Here is a 19,902-nt window from a genome sequence, read left to right as displayed (position 1 = left end):
ATGGTTACAGGCGAACCATCATTTCCGACAGATTTTCCGGACCTCGAACCGGGGTGCGGTCGGACCGCCCGGCCGGCGCTCCGGCGGGGGGTCAGTCGCGGGCCGAGGAGTCGAGCATCCGCCGCAGCAGGTCCCGCAGTTGGGCCCGCTCGGGGCCGTCCAGCGCGGCCAGCGGTTCGCGGGCGAAGTTCAGCGATTCGCGGAGTTCCGTCGAGGCGGAGAGCCCCGAGCCGGTGGCGACCACCAGCTTCACCCGGCGGTCCTGCGGGTCGGACTCGCGGGTGACGAACCCGCGGGCCTCCAGCCGGTCGACGATGCCGGTGATGTTGGACGGCTCGCAGGAGAGGGTCTGCGCGATGTGCCGCATCGGCATCGGGCCGCGCCGCAGCAGCGCCAGCACCTTGGCCTGCGCGCCGGTCAGCGAGCGGGCGGCGGCGGCCTCCTCGTACTCGCGGTGGAAGAGGGCGACCAGACGCGCCATGAGGTCGACGACCTCCAGGGTGATCGGGTCGGCGGTGGGGACGGGGGCCTGCTCCGTGACCTGCTCCATGCCGTCGAGTCTACCTGAACAGTTGACAACATGAACCTTTCATCCACAGGATTACTTTAGTAGCTGAATGTTTCAGGCTCAGAAGGAGAATGTGATGGCAGAGCAGGACCTTCCCGCGACCGGCCGCGAGTGGCACCTGGCCGCCCGACCCCAGGGCTGGCCCGTCCCCGCCGACTTCGCCCTGGTCGAGGCCCCCGTCCGGCAGCCCGGCCCGGGTGAGATCACCGTGCGCAACGCGTACCTGTCGGTGGACCCGTACATGCGCGGGCGGATGAACGACGTGAAGTCCTACGTCCCGCCGTACGCGCTCGGCGCGCCGATGGACGGCGGCGCGGTCGGCCACGTGATCGCCTCCCGCGCCGAGGGCTTCGAGGTCGGCGACGCGGTGCTGCACGGACTCGGCTGGCGCGAGTACGCCACCCTGGACGCCGCGCACGCCGTCAAGGTCGACCCCGAACTCGCCCCGCTCTCCGCCTACCTGGGCGTGCTCGGCATGCCCGGCCTGACCGCGTACGCCGGCCTGCTGGAGGTCGCCTCGTTCCAGGAGGGCGACATCGTGTTCGTCTCCGGCGCGGCCGGCGCGGTCGGCTCGCTGGTCGGCCAGATCGCCCGGCTGAAGGGCGCGAAGCGGGTCGTCGGCTCGGCCGGCTCCGCCGAGAAGGTCGCCACCCTGGTCGACCACTACGGCTTCGACGCCGCCTTCAACTACAAGGACGGCCCGGTCGCCGAGCTGCTCGCGGAGGCCGCCCCCGACGGCATCGACGTGTACTTCGACAACGTCGGCGGCGAGCACCTGGAGGCCGCGATCGGCGCCCTGCACGTGCACGGCCGGGTCACCATGTGCGGGGCCATCGCCCAGTACAACGACACCTCCGCCCCGGCCGCACCGCGCAACCTGGCCCTCGCCATCGGAAAGCGGCTGCGGCTGCAGGGCATGCTGGTCGGCGACCACGGCGCGCTGCGCGGACGCTTCCTGGAGGAGGTCGGCGGCTGGCTGCGGGACGGCTCGCTGCGCTACGACGAGACCGTGGTCGAGGGCGTGGAGAACGCCGCGGACGCCTTCATCGGACTGCTCCGCGGCGCCAACACCGGAAAGATGGTCGTCCAGGTCTGAGAACGGCCGCTCGCCGCGCCGAACTGACGGAGCGTCGGCTTTCGGTCCGTCAACCCGCCCCCGCCGGACGCACGATCCGGTGGGGGCGCGCGTTTAGGTCCGTTCGGGGGAGGTGAGCGCTGAGAGGGTAGACCTCCCGGGGGAACCGACTAGCATGGAGTGAAAGCTTGTCCGTTTTGCTCGATTTGATGACCTAATGTCGAATAAGTTGAGCGTCACGGGGTAGCCACTGGTCAGTACCTACCGGCGACGGCGCGAGGCAGCTGGGGAAGGCGACCCTCGTCCACAGCCAGGAGGTCCCGGTGACGACACGTGGTGTGCTCTACATCCACTCCGCGCCACGCGCGCTGTGCCCGCACGTCGAGTGGGCGGTGGCGGGCGTCCTCGGCGTGCGGGTCAACCTCGACTGGATCAGGCAGCCCGCCGCGCCCGGGCACTGGCGGTCCGAACTCTCCTGGCAGGGAGAGCCCGGCACCGCCTCCAAGCTCGCCTCCGCGCTGCGCGGCTGGCAGTTGATGCGCTACGAGGTGACCAGCGAGCCCTGCGCCACGGCCGAGGGCGAGCGGTACTCCTCCACGCCCGGCCTCGGCATCTTCCACGCCGTCACCGGCATCCACGGCGACATCCTGATCCCCGAGGACCGGCTGCGCGCCGTGCTGCTGCGCGCCCGCAGCGAGGGCAGCGACCTGGAGACGGAGATCGGCCGACTGCTCGGCAAGCCGTGGGACGACGAGTTGGAGCCGTTCCGGTACGCCGGGGAGGGCGCGCCGGTGCGCTGGCTCCACCAGGTGGTCTGACCGGGCGCCGGACGGGACCGGCCCGGCACTCGCTCGGAGTGCCGGGCCGGTCGCGCGGTGGCGGGTGCGCGGGTCTCAGACGGTGCGGAACGCCAGGACCACGTTGTGGCCGCCGAAGCCGAAGGAGTTGTTGAGCGCGGCGATGCGGCCGTCCACCGGGAGCTTGCGGGCCTCGTCGCGGACGATGTCGGCGTCGATGTCGTCGTCCAGGTCGACCACGTTGGTGGTCGGCGGGGCGATCCGGTGGTACAGCGCGAGGACGGTGGCGACCGTCTCGATGCCGCCCGCGCCGCCGAGCAGGTGGCCGGTCATCGACTTGGTGGCGGAGATCGCCACGTGCTCCAGGTGCTCGCCGAGTTCGCGGCGCAGCGCCTTGATCTCCGCGGTGTCGCCCTGCGGGGTGGAGGTGGCGTGCGCGTTGACGTGCACCACCTCGGACTTGTCGAGCTCGTTGCGGTCGAACAGGTCGGCGATGGCGCGGGCCACGCCGGCACCGGTCGGCTCCGGCTGCGCGATGTGGTGGGCGTCCGAGGACAGGCCCTGGCCGATCGCCTCGCAGTAGACCCGGGCGCCGCGGGCGGCGGCGTGCTCGGCGGACTCCAGGACGACGACGCCGGCGCCCTCGCCGAGGACGAAGCCGTCACGGGCCTTGTCGTACGGCCGCGAGGCGTGCTCGGGGTCGTCGTTGTTCTTGGACATCGCCATCATGTTGGAGAACGCGGCGATCGGCAGCGGGTGGATCGCCGCCTCGGTGCCGCCGGCCACCACGACGTCGGCGCGGCCGGTGCGGATCATCTCGATCGCGTAGCCGATCGCCTCGGCGCCGGAGGCGCAGGCGGAGACGGGGGTGTGCACGCCCGCGCGGGCGCCGACCTCCAGGCCGACGTTGGCGGCCGGGGAGTTGGGCATCAGCATCGGGACGGTGTGCGGGGAGACCTTGCGGACGCCCTGCTCCTTGAGCACGTCGTACTGGTCGAGCAGGGTGGTGACGCCGCCGATGCCGGAGGCGATGACCGCGCCCAGGCGCTCGGGGGCCAGCTCGTTGGACTCGTCGGTGGCCGGGGCCTGGTAGCCCGCGTCCTTCCAGGCCTCGCGGGCGGCGATCAGCGCGAACTGGGCCGAGCGGTCCAGCTTGCGGGCCACCGGGCGGGGCAGGATCTCGGACGGCTCGACGGCGACCCGGGCGGCGATCCGGACCGGCAGGTCGGCGGCCCACTCCTCGGTGAGCGCGCGCACTCCGGACCGGCCGGCCAGCAGGCCCTCCCAGAATGTGGCGGCGTCGCCGCCCAGCGGCGTGAAGGCGCCGATACCCGTGACGACCACGGTGCGGTTTTCAGCAGTCACTGGTTGCTTCTTCTCTCACGTTGAGCGTTGCGGAGGGCCGGACGAGCCGGGGGAAAGGGGGACGGTCGGGGCGCGACGGGCGCGCCCCGACCGGCAGCCTGACGGCAGGTCAGACGTTGGCGACGATGAAGTCCACGGCGTCGCCGACGGTCTTCAGGTTCTTGACCTCGTCGTCCGGGATCTTCGCGCCGAAGCGCTCCTCGGCGGCGACGACGACCTCGACCATGGAGAGCGAGTCGACGTCCAGGTCGTCGGTGAAGGACTTGTCGAGCGCGACGTCCTCGACCGGAATGCCGGCGATCTCGTTCACGATCTCGGCGAGACCTTCGAGAACCTCTTCGCGGGTAGCCATATCGGCTGCTCCTCTTCGGTGTTGAGAGCGTGCGGCCCGGTGGACCGCCGCGGGTTTCGGTGGGTGGTGCGGAGAAAAAACGCCTAGGGGAGAGTAACGACTGCTGCGGCGTAGACCAGACCGGCCCCGAAGCCGATGATCAGCGCCAGGTCGCCGCTCCTGGCCTGACCGCGCTCCAGCATCCGCTCCATGGCGAGCGGAATGGAGGCGGCCGAGGTGTTGCCGGTCTCGACGATGTCGCGGGCCACCGGAACCTCGGCGGGCAGCTTCAGCGCCTTGATCATCGAGTCGATGATCCGCATGTTGGCCTGGTGCGGGATGAACGCGCCGAGCTGGTCGGCGGTGATCCCGGCGGCGTCCAGCGCCTGCTGGGCCACCTTCGCCATGTCGTACACGGCCCAGCGGAAGACCGTCTGGCCCTCCATCCGCAGCGCGGGCCACTTGGCCTCGTCACCGGCGCCGTTGACGGCGTCCGGCTTGGCGAAGGCGGTGTCCCACGCCTGGGTCTGCGAGATCACATCGGCCTGCGAGCCGTCCGAACCCCAGATCACCTTGCCGATGCCGGGGGTGTCGGACGGGCCGACGATCGCGGCGCCCGCGCCGTCGCCGAAGATGAACGCGGTCGAACGGTCCGACTTGTCGGTCAGGTCCGAGAGCCGCTCCACGCCGATCACCAGCACGTACTCGGCGCTGCCGCCGCGCACCATGCCGTCGGCCAGGCTCAGGCCGTAGCCGAAGCCCGCGCAGGCGGCGGAGATGTCGAACGCCGGGGCGGTGCCGCAGCCCAGCCGCTGGGCGATCTCGGTGGCGATCGCCGGGGTCTGCTTCAGGTGCGAGACGGTGGCGACGATGACGCCGCCGATCTGCTCCGGCGAGATCCCGGACATCGCGATCGCCTTGCCGGCCGCCTGCACCGACATCTCGGCGACGCTCTCCTCCGGGCCCGCCCAGCGGCGCTCGGCGATGCCCGACCGGGTGCGGATCCACTCGTCCGAGGAGTCGATCCAGTTCAGCACCTCGGAGTTCGGGATTACCCGGGTCGGACGGTAGCCGCCGACACCGTGGATGCGCGAGAACTGGGCGCCGGTGGCCGGCCTGATGGTGACGCTCATGCGGACTTCTCCTGGCTGCCGTGCTCGGCCACGAGCTCGCGGGCCCGGTCGAGATCGGCGGGGGACTTCAGGGCCAGCGTGGCGACGCCCTTGACGTTCCGCTTGACCAGGTTGGTGAGGGTTCCGGCAGGGGACAGCTCGATCACGGCGGTCGCGCCCAGCTGCTGCAGGGTCTCCATGCACAGGTCCCAGCGGACCGGGTTGGACACCTGCGAGACCAGACGGGCCAGCACCTCGGCGCCGTTGCCGACCACCTCGCCGTCCCGGTTGGACACGTACGCCACCGCCGGGTCGGCCGCGGTCAGCGACGGCGCCAGCTTCTCCAGCCGCTCCACGCCCGGCGCCATGTGCGCGGTGTGGAACGCGCCCGCGACCTTCAGCGGGATCAGCCGCGCGCCGGCCGGCGGGTCCGCCTTCAGCGCGGCCAGCTGCTCCAGCGTGCCGGCCGCGACGATCTGGCCGCCGCCGTTGTTGTTCGCCGGGGTCACGCCGTGCGCGGCGAGCTTCTCGGCGACCGCCTCCGGGTCGCCGCCGAGCACCGCCGTCATGCCGGTCGCGGTGGCCGCGGCGGCCTCCGCCATGCCGAGGCTGCGCTCGCGGACGAAGGCCAGCGCGTCCTGCTCGGACAGCACCCCGGCCAGCGCCGCGGCGGTGATCTCGCCCACGCTGTGGCCGGCCACCGCGCCGACGGACGCGGACACGCCCTGCGGCAGCAGCGCGTGCGCGGTCACCAGGCCGGCGGCCACCAGCAGCGGCTGGGCGACGGCGGTGTCCTTGATCTCCTCCTCGGAGGCCTCCGTCCCGGCGTGAACCAGGTCGAGGCCGGCCACCGCCGACCACTGGCGCAGCCGGTCGGCGACGCCGTCCAGTTCGAGCCAGGGGTTGAGGAAGCCGGGAGTCTGGGCACCCTGTCCAGGGGCGACGATAACGAGCACGGTTCAACCCTCTCTCGCCGGACGCCGTGGGGCGGGTAGGCGACGATGACGAAGAAAAGCACGCCGGATTGTGGATTCCCTACAGTTCGGTCAGCCCTGGTCGGGCCCGGAGCCGAGACGCCCCAGGGCAAGGGCGATGCGCAGGGTGAACGCCGAACGCACGTCCGACGGAGCATAGCCGGTGACATCAGTCACACGACGCAGCCGGTAGCGCACGGTGTTCGGGTGGACGAAGAGCATCCGTGCGGCGCCCTCAAGGGACGACGCCTGTTCCAGATAGACACTCAGCGTCTCCAGGAGTGCCGAACCGGCCTCCTCCAGGGGTGTGTAGATCTCCTCCACCAGCTGACGGCGCGCCACCTCGTCGCCCGCCAGGGCGCGTTCGGGCAGCAGGTCGTCGGCGAGCACCGGACGCGGCGCGTCCGGCCACGCCGCGCACGCCTTCAGCCCCTGCGCCGCGGCGTGCGCCGAGCGCGTCGCCGACAGCAGGTCGCCGACCGTCGGGCCGACCACCACCGGACCCGGCGCGAACTGGCCGATCAGCGCCCGGGCGGCGTGCACCGGCTCCTTGTCGCCGCCGACCACCACCACCAGCCGGCGGCCCAGCACCCCGGTCAGCACGTGCAGCTTGGCGTACCGGGCGGCCCGCCGGATGGCCTCCACCACCAGTTCGCTGTCACCGTCCGGGGCGCTGCCCATCACCACCCGCACCTGGCTCGGCTGGCCCCAGCCGAGCGCCGCCGCCCGGGACAGCACGCCCTCGTCGGCGTCCCCGGACAGCAGCGAGTTGACGACCAGCGCCTCCAGCCGGGCGTCCCACGCGCCGCGCGCCTCCGCGGCCTGCGCGTACACCTGGGCGGTGGCGAACGCGATCTCCCGGGCGTAGACCAGCACCGACTCGCGCATGCCCGCCTCGTCGCCGGGCGCGGCCACCTCCTCGATGGCCTCCTCCATCACCTCGATCGTGGTGCGGATCAGCTCCACCGTCTGCCGCAGCGTGATCGCCCGGGTCAACTCCCGCGGGGCGGTGCCGAACACGTCGGTGGAGATCGCCTGCGGCGCCTCCGGGTGCCGGTACCACTCGGTGAACGCCGCGATGCCCGCCTGCGCGACCAGGCCGATCCACGAGCGGTGCTCCGGCGGCATCCGCCGGTACCAGGCCAGTTGGTCGTCCATCCGGGCGATCGCCGCGGACGCCAGCTTGCCCGCCGACTTCTCCAGCCGCTTCAGCGTCGCGGCCCGCAACTCGGCGCGCTCCGAGGCGAGTCGGCGCTCCTCGGTGGTCATCCGGCCGCGCCCGGGCACCCCGGCGGCACGCGCCGGTGCGGCCGGACGTCTCGCCGGCTTCTTCTCCGGGCCCCGGTCGGCGGACCGCTCCGGGGCGGGGGGCTCGCCGGACGTCCGGTCGGATGCTTTGTCGGGTTTCGCTGAAGCGGATGGCACGGCACTAGCCTGCCTCACGCGGACGGGTGCTCGTGCACACCCCGCCCCGAAGTGTCCGGTGGCACCCGTCACACCGACTACCGTGGTGCCCGTGAGCGTGGATTCCTCGCCCCGGGACGGGCACCCATTCGAACCCGCCGAACCCGCGTTCGGGGCCGGACGGAAGGAGCGCGGCCGGGCCGACCTGCGCCGCAGCGCCGAGCGCTACCTGTCGGAACCCGCCGAAGGCATCACCACCCGGCACGCGTTCTCCTTCGCCGGCCACTACGACCCGAAGAACACCTCCTTCGGCGCGCTGCTGGCCTGCAACGAGGAGACCCTCGCCCCCGGCGCCGGGTACGACGCCCACCGGCACGCCGACACCGAGATCGTCACCTGGGTGGTCCGCGGCGCCCTCGCCCACCGCGACGACGCGGGCCACGCGAGCGTGGTGCGGCCCGGCATGGTCCAGGTGCAGTCCGCGGGCGCGGGCACGACCCACACCGAGCGCAACCCCGGCGGGGCGACGGAGCCCGTGACGTTCCTTCAGATGTGGCTCCAGCCCGACGAGTTCGGCGGCGCGCCGGGCTTCGGCCTACGCTCCGTCCCGGCTGCGGACGGGCTGACGCTGCTCGCCTCCGGGCAGCCCTCGGACGGGAACGCGCTGCGCCTGCGGCGGCGCGACGCGGCGCTCTGGCTGGTCCGGGCCGGCGCGTGGGCGCCCCTGCCGGAACTGCCCGCCGCGCCCTACCGCTACGTGCACGTGGTGACCGGCTCGGTCGGCTACCGCACCGTCCCCGGCCCCCAGGGCGGCGGCCGCTCCGCGACGGCCGGCGACGCGGTCCGGATCACCGGCGACGCCTTCGCCGACCCGACGGCGGGGGAGGACGGCGTCGAGCTGCTGCTCTGGGAGATGCACACGCCCCTGCAGTACGGGTGAACCACCCGGGAGGACGCGGGGGAGGTACCCCCGCGCCCCCCGGGGTCAACCGAGCTCCGCGAGGACCGCGTCGCCGAGCCGCGGCCACACCTCCGCCGCCCAGGGTCCGAAGTCGCGGTCGGTGAGGGCGATGCAGGCGAGGCCGGCGGCGGGGTCGACCCAGAGGAAGGTGCCGGACTGGCCGAAGTGGCCGAAGGTCCCGGGGGAGTTGGCGGTGCCGGTCCAGTGCGGGGTCTTGTGGTCGCGGATCTCGAAGCCGAGGCCCCAGTCGTTGGGCCGGCGGTGGCCGAAGCCGGGGAGGACGCCGCTGGTGCCGGGGAAGGCGACCTCGCGGGTCGCGGCGTGCACGGTGGCCGGGTCGAGCAGCTGCGGGGCCTGGAGTTCCGCGGCGAACCGGGTGAGGTCGGCGACGGTGGAGAGGCCGCCCGCTCCGGCGGGGGCGCGGTGGGCGGTGTTGATCAGGGTGGCGTGCATGCCGAGCGGCTGGAAGACCGCCTCCGCGGCGTACTGGGCGAACGGGATGCCGGAGGCCTGCTCCAGGGCGGCGGCGAGGACGTCGAACCCGGCGTTCGAGTAGAGGCGGCGGTTGCCGGGGGCGGCCATCACGCGGTGCTCGTCGAAGGCGAGGCCGGAGGTGTGGGCGAGCAGGTGGCGGACGGTGGAGCCGTCGGGGCCGGCCGGGTCGTCGAGTTCGAAGACGCCCTCCTCGACGGCGACCAGCGCGGCGTACGCGCTGAGCAGCTTGGTGACCGAGGCGAGCGGGAACAGGTGGTCCTGCGGTCCGTGCGCGCCGAGCACGGCGCCGTCGCTTCCGCGGACCACCGCCGCAGCGGCGTTCGGTACCGGCCAGTCCTCGATCATCCGCAAGCTCTGCATGGGCCGAACTCTAAACGACGGGCGGTCCGCCGCGGTGTGCCAGGCTTGCTTGGAGTGCGCTCCAACTGAGTAGCGTCGGAGCCGTCGTCGCCGAGACCGGGGGTCAGTCCAGATGGCACAGCGGGAGATGCAACTGTCCGGGTGCGAGCGGGCGTTCGGTGCGCCGAGTGCGGCGCCCGACCGGACGCCGCGGCACCCGATCAGCGAGGTGTCCGCGGCCAGCGGCCTGTCGGCGCACACGCTGCGCTGGTACGAGCGGATCGGCCTGCTGGACCCGGTGGACCGCTCGTACGCGGGCCAGCGCCGGTACAGCGACGCGGACCTGGCCCGGCTGGCGTTCCTGACGAAGCTCCGGCTGACCGGAATGCCGGTGGCGGACATGGTCCGGTACATCGAGCTGGTGCGGGCCGGGGACGACACCCGGGCCGAGCGCCGCCAGCTGCTGGTGGACCACCGGGCGGAGGTCCGGCAGCGGCTCGCGGACCTGCACGCCACGCTCGCCGTGATCGATCTGAAGATCGAGATCTACGGCGACCCGGCGCTGCCCGCCCCGGGCGACGACGAGACCGAGACGACCGAGACGACGGGGCACCACCCGATCGAGGACAGGAAGAGCGCATGAGCAGCATCGAGACCACCCGGCTCGGCAGCAACGGCCCCGTCGTGGGCGTGCAGGGCCTGGGCTGCATGGGCATGAGCGAGTTCTACGGCCCGACCGACACCGAGGAGGCGCTGGCCGTCCTGGGCCGGGCGCTGGAGCTCGGCGTGACCCTGTTCGACACGGCCGACATCTACGGCTCCGGCGCCAACGAGGAGCTGATCGGCCCGTTCGTCCGGGCGCACCGCGACCAGGTGGTGCTGGCCACCAAGTTCGCGATCGAGCGGCGCGCCGACGACCCGTCCTACCGGGGCGTCAACAACGACCCGGCGTACATCCGGCAGGCGGTGGACGCCTCGCTGCGCCGGCTCGGGGTGGACGAGATCGACCTGTACTACATGCACCGGCGCGACCCCGCGGTGCCGCTGGCCGAGTCGGTCGGCGCGATGGCGGAGCTGGTCGCCGCCGGCAAGGTGAAGCACCTGGGCCTGTCCGAGGTGACCGGCCCGGAGCTGCGGGAGGCGTACGCGGTGCACCCGATCGCGGCGCTGCAGTCCGAGTGGTCGCTGTTCGCCCGGGGCGTGGAGCGCAGCGCGGTGCCGGCGGCGGCCGAGCTGGGCGTGGCGCTGGTGCCGTACTCGCCGCTCGGCCGGGGCTTCCTGACCGGGGCGTTCGCCGACGCCGGGCAGCTGGGTGCGGACGACTTCCGGCGCTACCTGCCGCAGTTCACCGGCGCGAACGCACAGGGCAACGCGGAGCTGGTCGAGCCGATCCGGAAGATCGCCGCCGATCGCGGCGTGACGGCCGCCCAGGTCGCGCTGGCCTGGGTGCAGCAGCGGGCCGAGGTGCACGGCCTGACGGTGGTGCCGATCCCGGGCACCCGCAAGCGCACCCGGCTGGAGGAGAACGCCGCGGCGACCGCGCTGAAGCTGTCGGCGGCGGAGCTGGCCGAGCTGGAGCCGATCGCCGGCCGGGTGCGCGGCGACCGCTACGCGGACATGAGCAACACCTCGGACGCCCGCGAGGTGTGACGGTGCGTCAGTCGCCCGGGTTCGCCGGGTGGCTGACGTCGCCGTAGTGGCCGAGGGCGATCGCGGCGAAGTTGTGCCGGCTGGCGGTGCCCGCGGCCAGGTAGCCGTTGTGGCCGCTGGCGCCCGCGGAGGAGACGGTCATGGCGCCGAACGCCTGGGTGGTCGGGTCGGCGCCGTGGCCGAGGCCGCCGACCTCCAGGTACGGGACGTTGCCGATCCAGTCGCCGGGGTTGCGCGCCGCCCACACCTGGACGCCGCTGCCGAGTTCGGCGGCCGACTCGACGCCCATCCCGGGGCTGCCGAACGCGACCAGGTCGGTGGGCTGCGTCCCGTGCACGGTCGGCGCGGCGGTGCCGCACACCACCGAGCCGTACGAGTGGCACAGCAGCGCGGGCGGCGCCTCCGGGTGGCTGGTCTGCTTCAGGCCGGCGAGCAGCCGCTCCAGGCGGGGCGCGGCGGCCTCGGCCAGCCGGGAGGTGGCCGCGTCCGGGCCGAGGCCCTGCGGGGTGACGTAGCCGGTCCAGGCGATCACCGCGGCGCGGGTGCCGGGCGACTGGGCGCGCTCCTCGGCGAACAGGGCGCGGCCCATGCCGGCGGGGGAGCGCAGCGGGTCGACGGCCTGGTCGAAGTGGCCGAGGTCGGCGTCCGAGCCGGGCACCAGGACGGCGACCCGCTGGGCGGCCGCGAGGTCGCCGTAGACCTCGGTGACCAGGCCGCGGCCGCGCGGGTCGAAGGCGAGGATCTGCCGGCCGTCGGCGAGCAGCGCCTCGGAGTCGTTGGCGCGGGAGGCGGCCAGCGCGCGGGCGGTCGGGTCCAGGCTGCGGTCCTCGGCGCGCTGCCGGGCCCGGTCGCGCTCGGCGGCGATCGCCTCCCGGTTCGCCCGGTACCGGACGGCCAGCGGCGCGCCGTCCAAGTTGCCGACCACCAGCGGGTATTCGAGGACCAGCCGGTCGATCTCGGCGTTCGTCAGGGAGGCGAAGAACGCGGCGACGGCGGCCGGGGTCGCGGTGGCCGGGTCCGGCAGGGCGCGGCCGAAGGAGCCGTCGGCGACCCAGGCGGCGCTGCCGGCCGGCGGGGTGGTGATGGCCAACTGCTCGCTGGACGCGGTGGCCTGGGCGACGGCCGCGCCGGCGTCCACCAGGGCCGCGCAGCCCGCGAACACGCCGATCAGGATCCGCTTGACCCGCCTGCGGTGCATGGCGTCCACTCCCTCGGGCCGGTACATCGCGGCGGGACGCGCCCGACGGTGCTACGACTGCCAACTACTAGTCAGCCAGACTAGAGGGCGGCCGACCCGCCGGGCAGGGAGCAAACAGTGTTCCGCGTCACATTCCCCCGGACGTTACCCCACGTACCCCTCCCGGACCCGCTTCGGCGCGATCGAACGCCAGGCCTCGGTGAGCAGTTCGCCCAGTTCGTCCGCCTCCACCAGGGCCAGTTGGACCCGTACCCAGCCGAACCGGCCGGTGTACGGGGCCACCGAGTACACCTCGGGCGCGGCGGCGATCAGTTCGGCCTGCTCGGGCACGGTGGCCTTCACCGACACCTGCCCCGACTCCGGGTGGCCCATCGCGAAGATCTTCCGACCCACCCGGAACGTCGTCTGCTCCCAGGTGGTCTCCCGGTGCGCCTGCGGGAGTCGCAGCGCCAGCGCGGTCAGCTCGTCGAAGGTCGCCATGGCCGTCAGGGTACGGCCCGGCGCCGACAGTCGGCGGGTGACGACGCGTCGGCGGATTGACGCGCCGTCGGCGGGCCGACGCCACGTCAGACCGCGCCGAGCGCGTACACCGCGAACAGCGCCGCACCGGCCGCCGCCACCGCCCGCCACAGGCGCGACGGCCACGGGGCGTCGAAGCGCCGCGCCCACCGGCCGATCAGCGCCAGCACCACCGCGAACACCGGCAGCCAGGCCACCCGGGCCAGCGCCCACAGCCCCGAGTCCGGGACGGCGGTCAGACCGGGCACCGTGCCCAGCCGGGAGCCGGCCAGCGCGGTCAGGAACATCGCCGTCTGGTGCCAGCAGAAGATCGTCATCGCGCCCAGGTTGACCACCACCACCGGCAGCCACAGCAGCGGACGGCGCAGCGCCCGGCCCAGCCGGTCCTTCAGCAGCATCGCCGCACCGCCCTGCACCGAGGCCAGCGCCAGCACCAGCAGGGACGGCGGGTGCGAGTTGGTCCGGGCCGCGCCCGGCACGCCGACCATGCTCGCCGGGTAGTGGAACACCGCCAGCAGCACCGCGAACAGCACCGCCCCGCCGGCCGCTGTCAGCCACGCCCCGGCCCGGGAGATCCGGCCGTGCGCCCAGTCCACGCCCAGCTGGTAGGCGAACAGCCAGCCCGGCAGCAGGTTCAGCAGGCTCAGCCACCCCGGCATCGACGGGCCCCACGGGCCGTACCGCAGCAGGTCCACCGCGGCGACGGCCGCCAGCAGCAGCGCCGAGGCCCAACCCCTCGTCCTGGCACCGAACCTGACGCACAGCGGAGTGAGCGCCGTCAGCACCAGGTACATCGCGATGTACCAGAGCGGCTGCACCATCAGCACCGCCCCCGTGCGCACCGTGTCGGCCGGCACCCCCAGCGCCCGCAGCAGCGGGATCAGCGCCGCCCACACCGCGGCCACGCCCAGCACCGGCCGGGCCAGCCGCAGCACCCGGCCGCGCAGCCACGCGCCGGCACCCACCCCGCGCTCGGCCGACCGGCGCAGCGACAGCGCCGACGCCCGGCCGCCGACCAGGAAGAACACCCCCAGCATCTGCAGCACCCAGCTGAGCGGCGCCATCGACGGCAGCGCCGCCAGCGGGCTCGCGTTGTGCAGCACCCCGTCGGACAGGGTGAACCCGCCGAGCAGCCAGTGCCCCAGCGGCACCGACAGCAGCGCGACGGCCCGCAGCCCGTCCAGGGCGCGGTCCCGGGAGGCGGGGGTCTTGGCGTCGACGGTCGCCGCGGCGCGACGAACGGAAACAGGCAGCATCGGACGTCTCCTCTACGGGTCGTCAGGAAGAGGTGGTGGGGGAGCCGGTCGCGGCGAGGGCGGCGAACGCCGCGAGCGAGGCCGAACCGGGGGCGAAGTAGTCGCTGTGGCCGTGCGAACCGGTCGACGGCAGCAGGTGTGCGCGGAAGCCCGGCGAGGTCGGGTCGGCGCCGTGCCCGAAGCCGAACAGCGACACGTTCGGCACGTCGGAGATCCAGTCCTCCGGATTGCGGGCCACCGCCCACACCGGCACCCGCAGCCGGTCCGCCCGCTCCAGGCCCATCCCGGGCGAGGCGAGCACCACCACCCCGGCGACGTGCGCCGGGTCCGGGGCGGACTGCCCGCACAGCACCGAGCCGTAGCTGTGGCAGAACAGCGTCACCGGGCCGGTGACGGGCGCGAGGCCGGCCACCAGGCGCTGCAGCCGGGGCGCGCCGGCCCGGGCGAGTTCCTCACGGGCCGCGTCGATGCCCACGCCGACCGGGGTGGTGTAGCCGGTCCACGCCACCACGGCGACTCGCTCCCCGCTTGCGGCGCGCAGCGCCCGGGCCATCCCGGCGAGCCGGTCGGACGAGGCCAGGTCGACGTCCGACCCCGGCACCAGGACGGCCGTGCGGGCGTCGTGCTCCAGGTCGCCGAACACCTCGGCGACCTGGCCGCGGCCGCGGGGGTCGAAGGCGAGCAGCCGGCGCCCGCCCAGGTCGGCGTAGCGGGCGGCCTTCCGCGCCGACAGTTCACGGTCGCCCCGGGGCAGCGCGGGGTCGGCGGCGCGGGCCAGCTCGCGCCGGCGCTCCTCGGCGACGGCGAGGGAGTTCGCCAGGTAGCGGAGCGCCACCGGGGCGCCGTCCAGGTTGCCGAGGACCTGCGGGTGGCGGAGCGCGAGCTGCTGCTGCGCCTCCGGCGTCAACCCCGCGAAGAACGCGGCCACTTCGGCCGGCGACGCCTTCGCCGGATCGGGCAGCCGCACCCCCGGCGCCGTGTCCGCCATCCACTCCGCGGATCCCGGCGGCGGTCCCGTCAGCGGCGTCTGCGCGTCCGCCGACGCCCACGACCCCACCCCCAGCACCGCCGCCAGTACCAACCCCGCAACGGCCGTGCCCCGACGCAGACGCGACAGCATCGATTCCTCCTCCGGTTCGCCAACGGGGAGGAAGGTAGGAAGGGAGTGCCTGACGCGGCGTCACCCTGCGGAGCCAAGCCGGATGTCATACCGGGGAGGGAGAGCCCCCAGGACCGCGCGGAGCGGAAGGCGCACGTCGAAGAGGTCGCGGTCCACGGCAACGGCCTGCACGTGGTCGCGACCTCGGCGGAGCGCCCTCCTGCTACTGCCCCGGCTGCACCAGGCCGCTCTCGTAGGCCAGGACGACCGCCTGGGCGCGGTCGCGGAGGCCGAGCTTGGCGAGGATCCGGCCGATGTGCGTCTTGACGGTCTGTTCGGCGAGGACCAGGTGGGCGGCGATCTCCTGGTTGGACAGGCCCCGGGCGATGAGTTCGAGCACCTCGGTCTCGCGGGGGGTCAGCCCGTTCAGTCGCAGGCGCGGGTCGCGGCGGGGCGCGGGCCGGCTCTTGGCGAAGTCGGCGATCAGCCGGCGGGTGACGGACGGGGCGAGGAGCGCGTCGCCGGCGGCGACCACGCGGACCGCGGAGATCAGGTCCGCGGGCGGGGCGTCCTTGAGCAGGAAGCCGGACGCGCCGGCCCGCAGGGCCTCGTACACGTAGTCGTCGACGTCGAAGGTGGTGAGCATCAGGACGCGCGGCCGGTGGACCACGCCCGGCGGCGGGTCGAGGAGGCGGCGGGCGGCTTCGAGGCCGTCCATCTCGGGCATCCGGACGTCCATCAGCACCACGTCGGGGTGGGTGCGCCCGCTGGCCTCGATCGCCTGGCGGCCGTCCGCGGCGTCGCCGACCACGTCGATGTCGCTCTGCGCGTTGAGCAGGGCGGCGAAGCCGGCGCGGACCATCGCCTGGTCGTCGACGATGAGGACGCGGATGGTCATGCGGTGTTCTCCCCTGGGGCGGCGTCAGCCGCCCCGGCGGGGCGGTCGATCGGCAGGACGGCGGCGACCCGGTAGCCGCCGTCGGCGGTCGGGCCGGTGTCCAGGGTGCCAGCCAGCAGCCGGACGCGCTCGCGCATTCCGGTCAGTCCGTGCCCGGTGGAGCCGGTGGCCTCGACGGCGCGGGCCTTGCCGGGCGCCGGGTCGTTGTCGACGTCCACGGTGAGTGCGCCGCCGTCCACGGCGACCCGGACCCGGGCGGTCGCGCCGGGCGCGTGCCGGACGACGTTGGCCAGTGCCTCCTGGACGATCCGGTACGCGGACAGCCCGACCGCCTCCGGCACCGGGCCGAGCTCCCGGACGGCGGCGGCGACGTCGAGTTCGGCCCGCACGCCGGCCTGCGCGACGGTGGTGAGCAGGCCCGGCAGGTCGTTCAGCCCGGGCTGCGGGGCCTTGTCGGCCTCGCTGTCGGCGGCCCGCAGCACACCCAGCAGGCGGCGCATCTCGGCGAGCGACCCGCGGGCCGCGGTGGCGATCTGCCCGAATTCGGCGACGGCGGGCTCGGGCAGGCCCTCGATCCGGTACGGGGCGCTGTCGGCCTGGACGGCGATCACCGACATGTGGTGGGCGACCACGTCGTGCAACTCCCGGGCGATCCGGGTGCGTTCCTCCAGCAGGGTGCGCCGGGCGCGCTCGGTCTCGGAGATCTGCTCCTGGGCGGCGAGCAGCCGCTGGGCCTCGCCCCGGCCGCGCAGGCTCCAGCCGAGCAGCAGGATCACGCCGGACAGCGCGGTCACCACGACCGAACTGCCGTCGAAGTGCTCGGAGAAGGCCGTCCAGCTGAGGCTGCTGCCGAGGAAGGTGACCACCCAGACCGCCAGCAGGGTGCGGCCGCGCTCGCGGACCGAAAGGAACACCATCAGGAACAGGTAGCCGAGCAGCGTGGTGACCGGCCACGGCCACGGCTGGGTGGCGGCCGAGCCGTGGGTGGCGATCGCGCCGACCACCACCGAGGGCGCCACCAACTGCCAGGCGGTGAGCGGCCGGACCAGCGCCAGCGGCAGCGCACCGGCCTGGACGACGGCCAGCGCGGTGGCCAGGCCCGCGCTCACCCCGTAGAACTGGGTGAGCGCCACGATGCCGGTCGGCAGCAGCGATCCCACCATGGCCAGCACCGCGGCGAACGGCAGCGCCCGCACCCACGGTCTGCGGGCGTCGGCCAGGGGCGGCCGGCGGTCCGGGACGGGCTCGACGAGGGCGCGGAGAAAGCTCTTCCAGGTGGTCACCGGGCCGAGGGTAGAGCGGGGCGGGGCCGCTGTCCTCATACTCCGGTCGGGCCGGGCGGTGATACCGCAGTACTACCCGCCCGTGCGGGCCGGGCCGGTCAGCGCCAGGAGCCGGCCAACGCCGGTCCCAGCTGGTCGAAGTGGCGTTCCATCAGCTCCAGCATGCCGTCCACGCCCTGGCGGTGGTGCTCGCGCTCGGTGGCGAAGGTCAGGTGCGAGAGCCGTATCACGGTGCCGAACACGGCGGCCAGCAGCCGTGGACGGAGGTCGACCGCCGGGTCGAGCCCCTCGCGCTCGGCGAGCACCCGGGTCACCTCGACCTCCTGCTGCAGGGTGTGCCGCAGGTGGGCGGCGAGCAGGGTGGGCGTGGACTCGATCAGCTCGAACAGCTCCAGCGCGCCGTTGACGGAGCCCCGGTCGGCGACCCGGCCCTGGTCGAGCAGCTGCCACACCTGCCGGGCCGCGCCGCGCATCGCCTCCAGCGGGTACTCGTCGGCGGGCCGCGCCCGCAGCAGTTCCAGGAAGGTCTCCTCGGCGTCGGCGAGCACCGCGAGGGCGACCTCCTCCTTGTTGGCGAAGTACCGGAAGAAGGTGCGCTGGGAGACCTCCACCGCGGCAGCGATCTCGTCGACCGTGGTCTTCCCGTACCCCTGCTCCAGGAACAGCCGGTTGGCGGCGTCGACCAGGGCGCCCCGGGTGCGCAGCTTCTTGCGTTCGCGCAGGCCAGTGGGCTGCGGGTCGACGGCGGCGGAGGGGGTGGCCATGGTCTCAACGATAGCGCTCTGCCACTTGTCATCAAGTGGCACAAGTCACCGGTTGTCGATTGTCAGCGGCTGACATAATGGGCGGGCCGCTCTCTCGTCACACCACACGAACGGGGATGTCCCGAGCCATGAGCCAGTCCGTCGTACTCGACAAGGAGGCGGCCCCGGCCGCCGGAGGGAAGCTGCGGGGGCACCCCTGGCTGACCCTGCTCACCGTCGCCGTCGGCGTCATGATGGTCGCCCTCGACGGCACCGTCGTCGCCATCGCCAACCCCGCCATCCAGCTCGACCTGCACGCCAGCCCCGCCGACATCCAGTGGGTCACCAGCGGCTACCTGCTGGCGCTCGCGGTCTTCCTGGTCACCGCCGGCAAGATCGGTGACCGGTTCGGCCACAAGTCCACCTTCCTGGTCGGCGCGGTCGGCTTCGCCGCCACCTCCGCCGCGATCGGCTTCGCCGGCTCGGTCCAGCAGGTGATCTTCTTCCGCGTGCTGCAGGGCCTGTTCGGCGCACTGCTCCAGCCCGCCGCGCTCGGCCTGCTGCGCGGGGCCTTCCCGGCCGACAAGCTCAACATGGCGATCGGCATCTGGGGCGGCGTCATCGGTGCCTCCACCGCGGCCGGCCCGATCGTCGGCGGCCTGCTGGTCGAGCACGTCAACTGGGAGTCGGTGTTCTTCATCAACGTCCCGGTCGGCGTCCTCGCGCTGGTCCTGGGCCTGCTGATCCTCAAGGACGTGCGCGCCGAGAAGGCCGCCAAGTCCTTCGACATCCCCGGCATCGTGCTGCTGTCCGGCGCGATGTTCATGCTGGTCTGGGGCATCATCAAGGCCCCCACCTGGGGCTGGGGCGACCCGGCCACCCTGCTCTTCCTCGGCGGCGCGGTGCTCGCCCTGGTGGTCTTCGCGGTCTGGCAGAACTACGCCGAGGAACCGCTCATCCCGCTCGCGCTGTTCCGCTCCGTCCCGCTCTCGGCCGGCACCCTGCTGATGGTGCTGATGGCGTTCGCGTTCTTCGGCGGCATCTTCTTCGTCACCTTCTACCTGCAGAACGTGCACGGCATGGCGCCGGTCGACGCCGGCGTCCACCTGCTCCCGATGACCGGCATGATGATCGTCGGCGCCCCGCTGGCCGGCTTCCTGATCGGCAAGGTCGGCCCGCGCATCCCGATCGTCGGCGGCATGGTGCTGACCACCGGGGCGATGCTCGGCATGTCCACCCTCGGCATCCACTCCGGCAACGGCGTCATGTCGCTGTGGTTCCTGCTGATGGGCCTCGGCCTCAGCCCCGTCATGGTCGGCGCCACCGAGGTCATCGTCGGCAACGCCCCGCTGGAGCTGTCCGGCGTCGCCGGCGGCCTCCAGCAGGCCGCGATGCAGGTCGGCGGCAGCCTCGGCACCGCCGTCCTCGGCGCGGTGATGGCCTCCAAGGTCACCAGCGTGCTGCCCGAGAAGTGGGCCGCGACCGGCGTCCCCTTCCCGGCCGGCGAGCAGGGCGAACAGCTCAAGCAGGCCGCGCAGCTGGGCATGGCCCCGCCGATGCCGCAGGGCACCCCGGAGCAGCTCACCACCGCGGTCGCCGACGCCGTCCACTCCTCCTTCGTCAGCGGCATGGGCGTGGCCTTCACCGTCGCCTCCGTCGTCGCCCTCGTCGCGGCGGGCCTCGGCCTGCTCACCAAGCGCGGAGCGAACGAGGCCGGCCCGGCCGTGCACATCTGACCCGGCCTGCGGTGCCGCGCGGGGGGGGGGGCCCCGCCCCCCCCCGCCCCCCGCGGCGGTGTATGTAGAAAAAAAAGACACCCCACACAAGAGAGAGAA

Annotated in this window: 20 protein-coding genes; 6 read left to right on the top strand and 14 right to left on the bottom strand. The window is 73.6% G+C overall.

The window, feature by feature from the left end; all coding sequences use genetic code 11:
* Window positions 1–91: 91 nt before the first annotated feature.
* A complete protein-coding gene (locus tag ACFV1L_RS27855) occupies window positions 92–550 on the bottom strand; it encodes a MarR family winged helix-turn-helix transcriptional regulator (protein ID WP_380370735.1) in 459 nt (152 codons plus the stop codon).
* Between the two features lie 94 nt (window positions 551–644).
* On the opposite strand from ACFV1L_RS27855, the gene ACFV1L_RS27850 reads away from it, so the two are divergent.
* Both ACFV1L_RS27850 and ACFV1L_RS27845 read left to right on the top strand, forming a co-directional pair.
* Window positions 645–1,664, top strand: a complete 1,020-nt coding sequence (locus tag ACFV1L_RS27850; RefSeq protein ID WP_380370732.1) for an NADP-dependent oxidoreductase — start codon at window positions 645–647, stop codon at window positions 1,662–1,664.
* 302 nt (window positions 1,665–1,966) lie between these two features.
* On the top strand, window positions 1,967–2,461 hold the full coding sequence (locus tag ACFV1L_RS27845) for a DUF3145 domain-containing protein (RefSeq protein WP_035862363.1): 495 nt from the start codon (window positions 1,967–1,969) through the stop codon (window positions 2,459–2,461).
* Between the two features lie 75 nt (window positions 2,462–2,536).
* Here the strand turns inward: ACFV1L_RS27845 and fabF are convergent, their stop codons facing one another.
* The 5 genes from fabF to ACFV1L_RS27820 form a co-directional block, all read right to left on the bottom strand.
* A complete protein-coding gene (fabF, locus tag ACFV1L_RS27840; RefSeq protein ID WP_380370730.1) occupies window positions 2,537–3,805 on the bottom strand; it encodes a beta-ketoacyl-ACP synthase II in 1,269 nt (422 codons plus the stop codon).
* Window positions 3,806–3,914: 109 nt separating this feature from the next.
* On the bottom strand, window positions 3,915–4,157 hold the full coding sequence (locus tag ACFV1L_RS27835; RefSeq protein ID WP_033222346.1) for an acyl carrier protein: 243 nt from the start codon (window positions 4,155–4,157) through the stop codon (window positions 3,915–3,917).
* Between the two features lie 83 nt (window positions 4,158–4,240).
* A complete protein-coding gene (locus ACFV1L_RS27830) occupies window positions 4,241–5,269 on the bottom strand; it encodes a beta-ketoacyl-ACP synthase III (RefSeq protein WP_380370727.1) in 1,029 nt (342 codons plus the stop codon).
* Window positions 5,266–6,204, bottom strand: a complete 939-nt coding sequence (locus tag ACFV1L_RS27825) for an ACP S-malonyltransferase (protein ID WP_380370725.1) — start codon at window positions 6,202–6,204, stop codon at window positions 5,266–5,268. Before ACFV1L_RS27825 ends, ACFV1L_RS27830 begins: the two co-directional genes overlap by 4 nt.
* A gap of 90 nt (window positions 6,205–6,294) precedes the next feature.
* Window positions 6,295–7,491, bottom strand: a complete 1,197-nt coding sequence (locus tag ACFV1L_RS27820) for a CdaR family transcriptional regulator (RefSeq protein WP_051652981.1) — start codon at window positions 7,489–7,491, stop codon at window positions 6,295–6,297.
* 247 nt (window positions 7,492–7,738) lie between these two features.
* On the opposite strand from ACFV1L_RS27820, the gene ACFV1L_RS27815 reads away from it, so the two are divergent.
* Window positions 7,739–8,566, top strand: a complete 828-nt coding sequence (locus ACFV1L_RS27815) for a pirin family protein (protein WP_380370723.1) — start codon at window positions 7,739–7,741, stop codon at window positions 8,564–8,566.
* A 45-nt stretch (window positions 8,567–8,611) separates the two neighbouring features.
* Here the strand turns inward: ACFV1L_RS27815 and ACFV1L_RS27810 are convergent, their stop codons facing one another.
* Window positions 8,612–9,442, bottom strand: a complete 831-nt coding sequence (locus ACFV1L_RS27810) for a serine hydrolase domain-containing protein (protein WP_380370720.1) — start codon at window positions 9,440–9,442, stop codon at window positions 8,612–8,614.
* A 112-nt stretch (window positions 9,443–9,554) separates the two neighbouring features.
* Here ACFV1L_RS27810 and ACFV1L_RS27805 point away from each other — a divergent pair, with 112 nt between their 5' ends.
* Both ACFV1L_RS27805 and ACFV1L_RS27800 read left to right on the top strand, forming a co-directional pair.
* Window positions 9,555–10,064, top strand: coding sequence for a MerR family transcriptional regulator (locus tag ACFV1L_RS27805; protein WP_380370718.1), 510 nt, complete (start codon window positions 9,555–9,557; stop codon window positions 10,062–10,064).
* Window positions 10,061–11,071: an aldo/keto reductase gene (locus tag ACFV1L_RS27800; protein ID WP_380370715.1), complete on the top strand. Its 1,011-nt coding sequence runs from the start codon at window positions 10,061–10,063 to the stop codon at window positions 11,069–11,071. Before ACFV1L_RS27805 ends, ACFV1L_RS27800 begins: the two co-directional genes overlap by 4 nt.
* Before the next feature lie 7 nt (window positions 11,072–11,078).
* Here the strand turns inward: ACFV1L_RS27800 and ACFV1L_RS27795 are convergent, their stop codons facing one another.
* From ACFV1L_RS27795 to ACFV1L_RS27765, 7 genes are all read right to left on the bottom strand, one after another.
* Complete coding sequence (locus tag ACFV1L_RS27795; RefSeq protein ID WP_380370712.1) at window positions 11,079–12,269, bottom strand: alpha/beta hydrolase; 1,191 nt, start codon at window positions 12,267–12,269, stop codon at window positions 11,079–11,081.
* Window positions 12,270–12,413: 144 nt separating this feature from the next.
* Window positions 12,414–12,749: an MmcQ/YjbR family DNA-binding protein gene (locus ACFV1L_RS27790; RefSeq protein ID WP_380370710.1), complete on the bottom strand. Its 336-nt coding sequence runs from the start codon at window positions 12,747–12,749 to the stop codon at window positions 12,414–12,416.
* An 86-nt stretch (window positions 12,750–12,835) separates the two neighbouring features.
* Complete coding sequence (locus ACFV1L_RS27785) at window positions 12,836–14,044, bottom strand: acyltransferase (RefSeq protein WP_380370708.1); 1,209 nt, start codon at window positions 14,042–14,044, stop codon at window positions 12,836–12,838.
* Between the two features lie 22 nt (window positions 14,045–14,066).
* Complete coding sequence (locus tag ACFV1L_RS27780; protein ID WP_380370706.1) at window positions 14,067–15,164, bottom strand: alpha/beta hydrolase; 1,098 nt, start codon at window positions 15,162–15,164, stop codon at window positions 14,067–14,069.
* A gap of 202 nt (window positions 15,165–15,366) precedes the next feature.
* The gene (locus tag ACFV1L_RS27775) at window positions 15,367–16,041 is read right to left on the bottom strand and encodes a response regulator (protein WP_380370704.1); all 675 of its coding nucleotides are present in this window, start codon (window positions 16,039–16,041) and stop codon (window positions 15,367–15,369) included.
* Window positions 16,038–17,324, bottom strand: coding sequence for a sensor histidine kinase (locus ACFV1L_RS27770; RefSeq protein WP_380370702.1), 1,287 nt, complete (start codon window positions 17,322–17,324; stop codon window positions 16,038–16,040). Before ACFV1L_RS27770 ends, ACFV1L_RS27775 begins: the two co-directional genes overlap by 4 nt.
* Window positions 17,325–17,422: 98 nt before the next feature.
* A complete protein-coding gene (locus tag ACFV1L_RS27765; RefSeq protein ID WP_380370699.1) occupies window positions 17,423–18,088 on the bottom strand; it encodes a TetR/AcrR family transcriptional regulator in 666 nt (221 codons plus the stop codon).
* 128 nt (window positions 18,089–18,216) lie between these two features.
* Between ACFV1L_RS27765 and ACFV1L_RS27760 the strand changes: the two genes are divergently transcribed.
* Entirely contained in the window at window positions 18,217–19,803 is a 1,587-nt protein-coding gene (locus tag ACFV1L_RS27760) for an MFS transporter (protein ID WP_380370697.1), read from the top strand.
* Window positions 19,804–19,902 lie beyond the last annotated feature (99 nt).

The sequence above is a fragment of the Kitasatospora sp. NPDC059646 genome (assembly GCF_042734615.1).
Classification (GTDB): domain Bacteria; phylum Actinomycetota; class Actinomycetes; order Streptomycetales; family Streptomycetaceae; genus Kitasatospora.
This window is presented reverse-complemented; position numbering and strand designations above follow the sequence as displayed.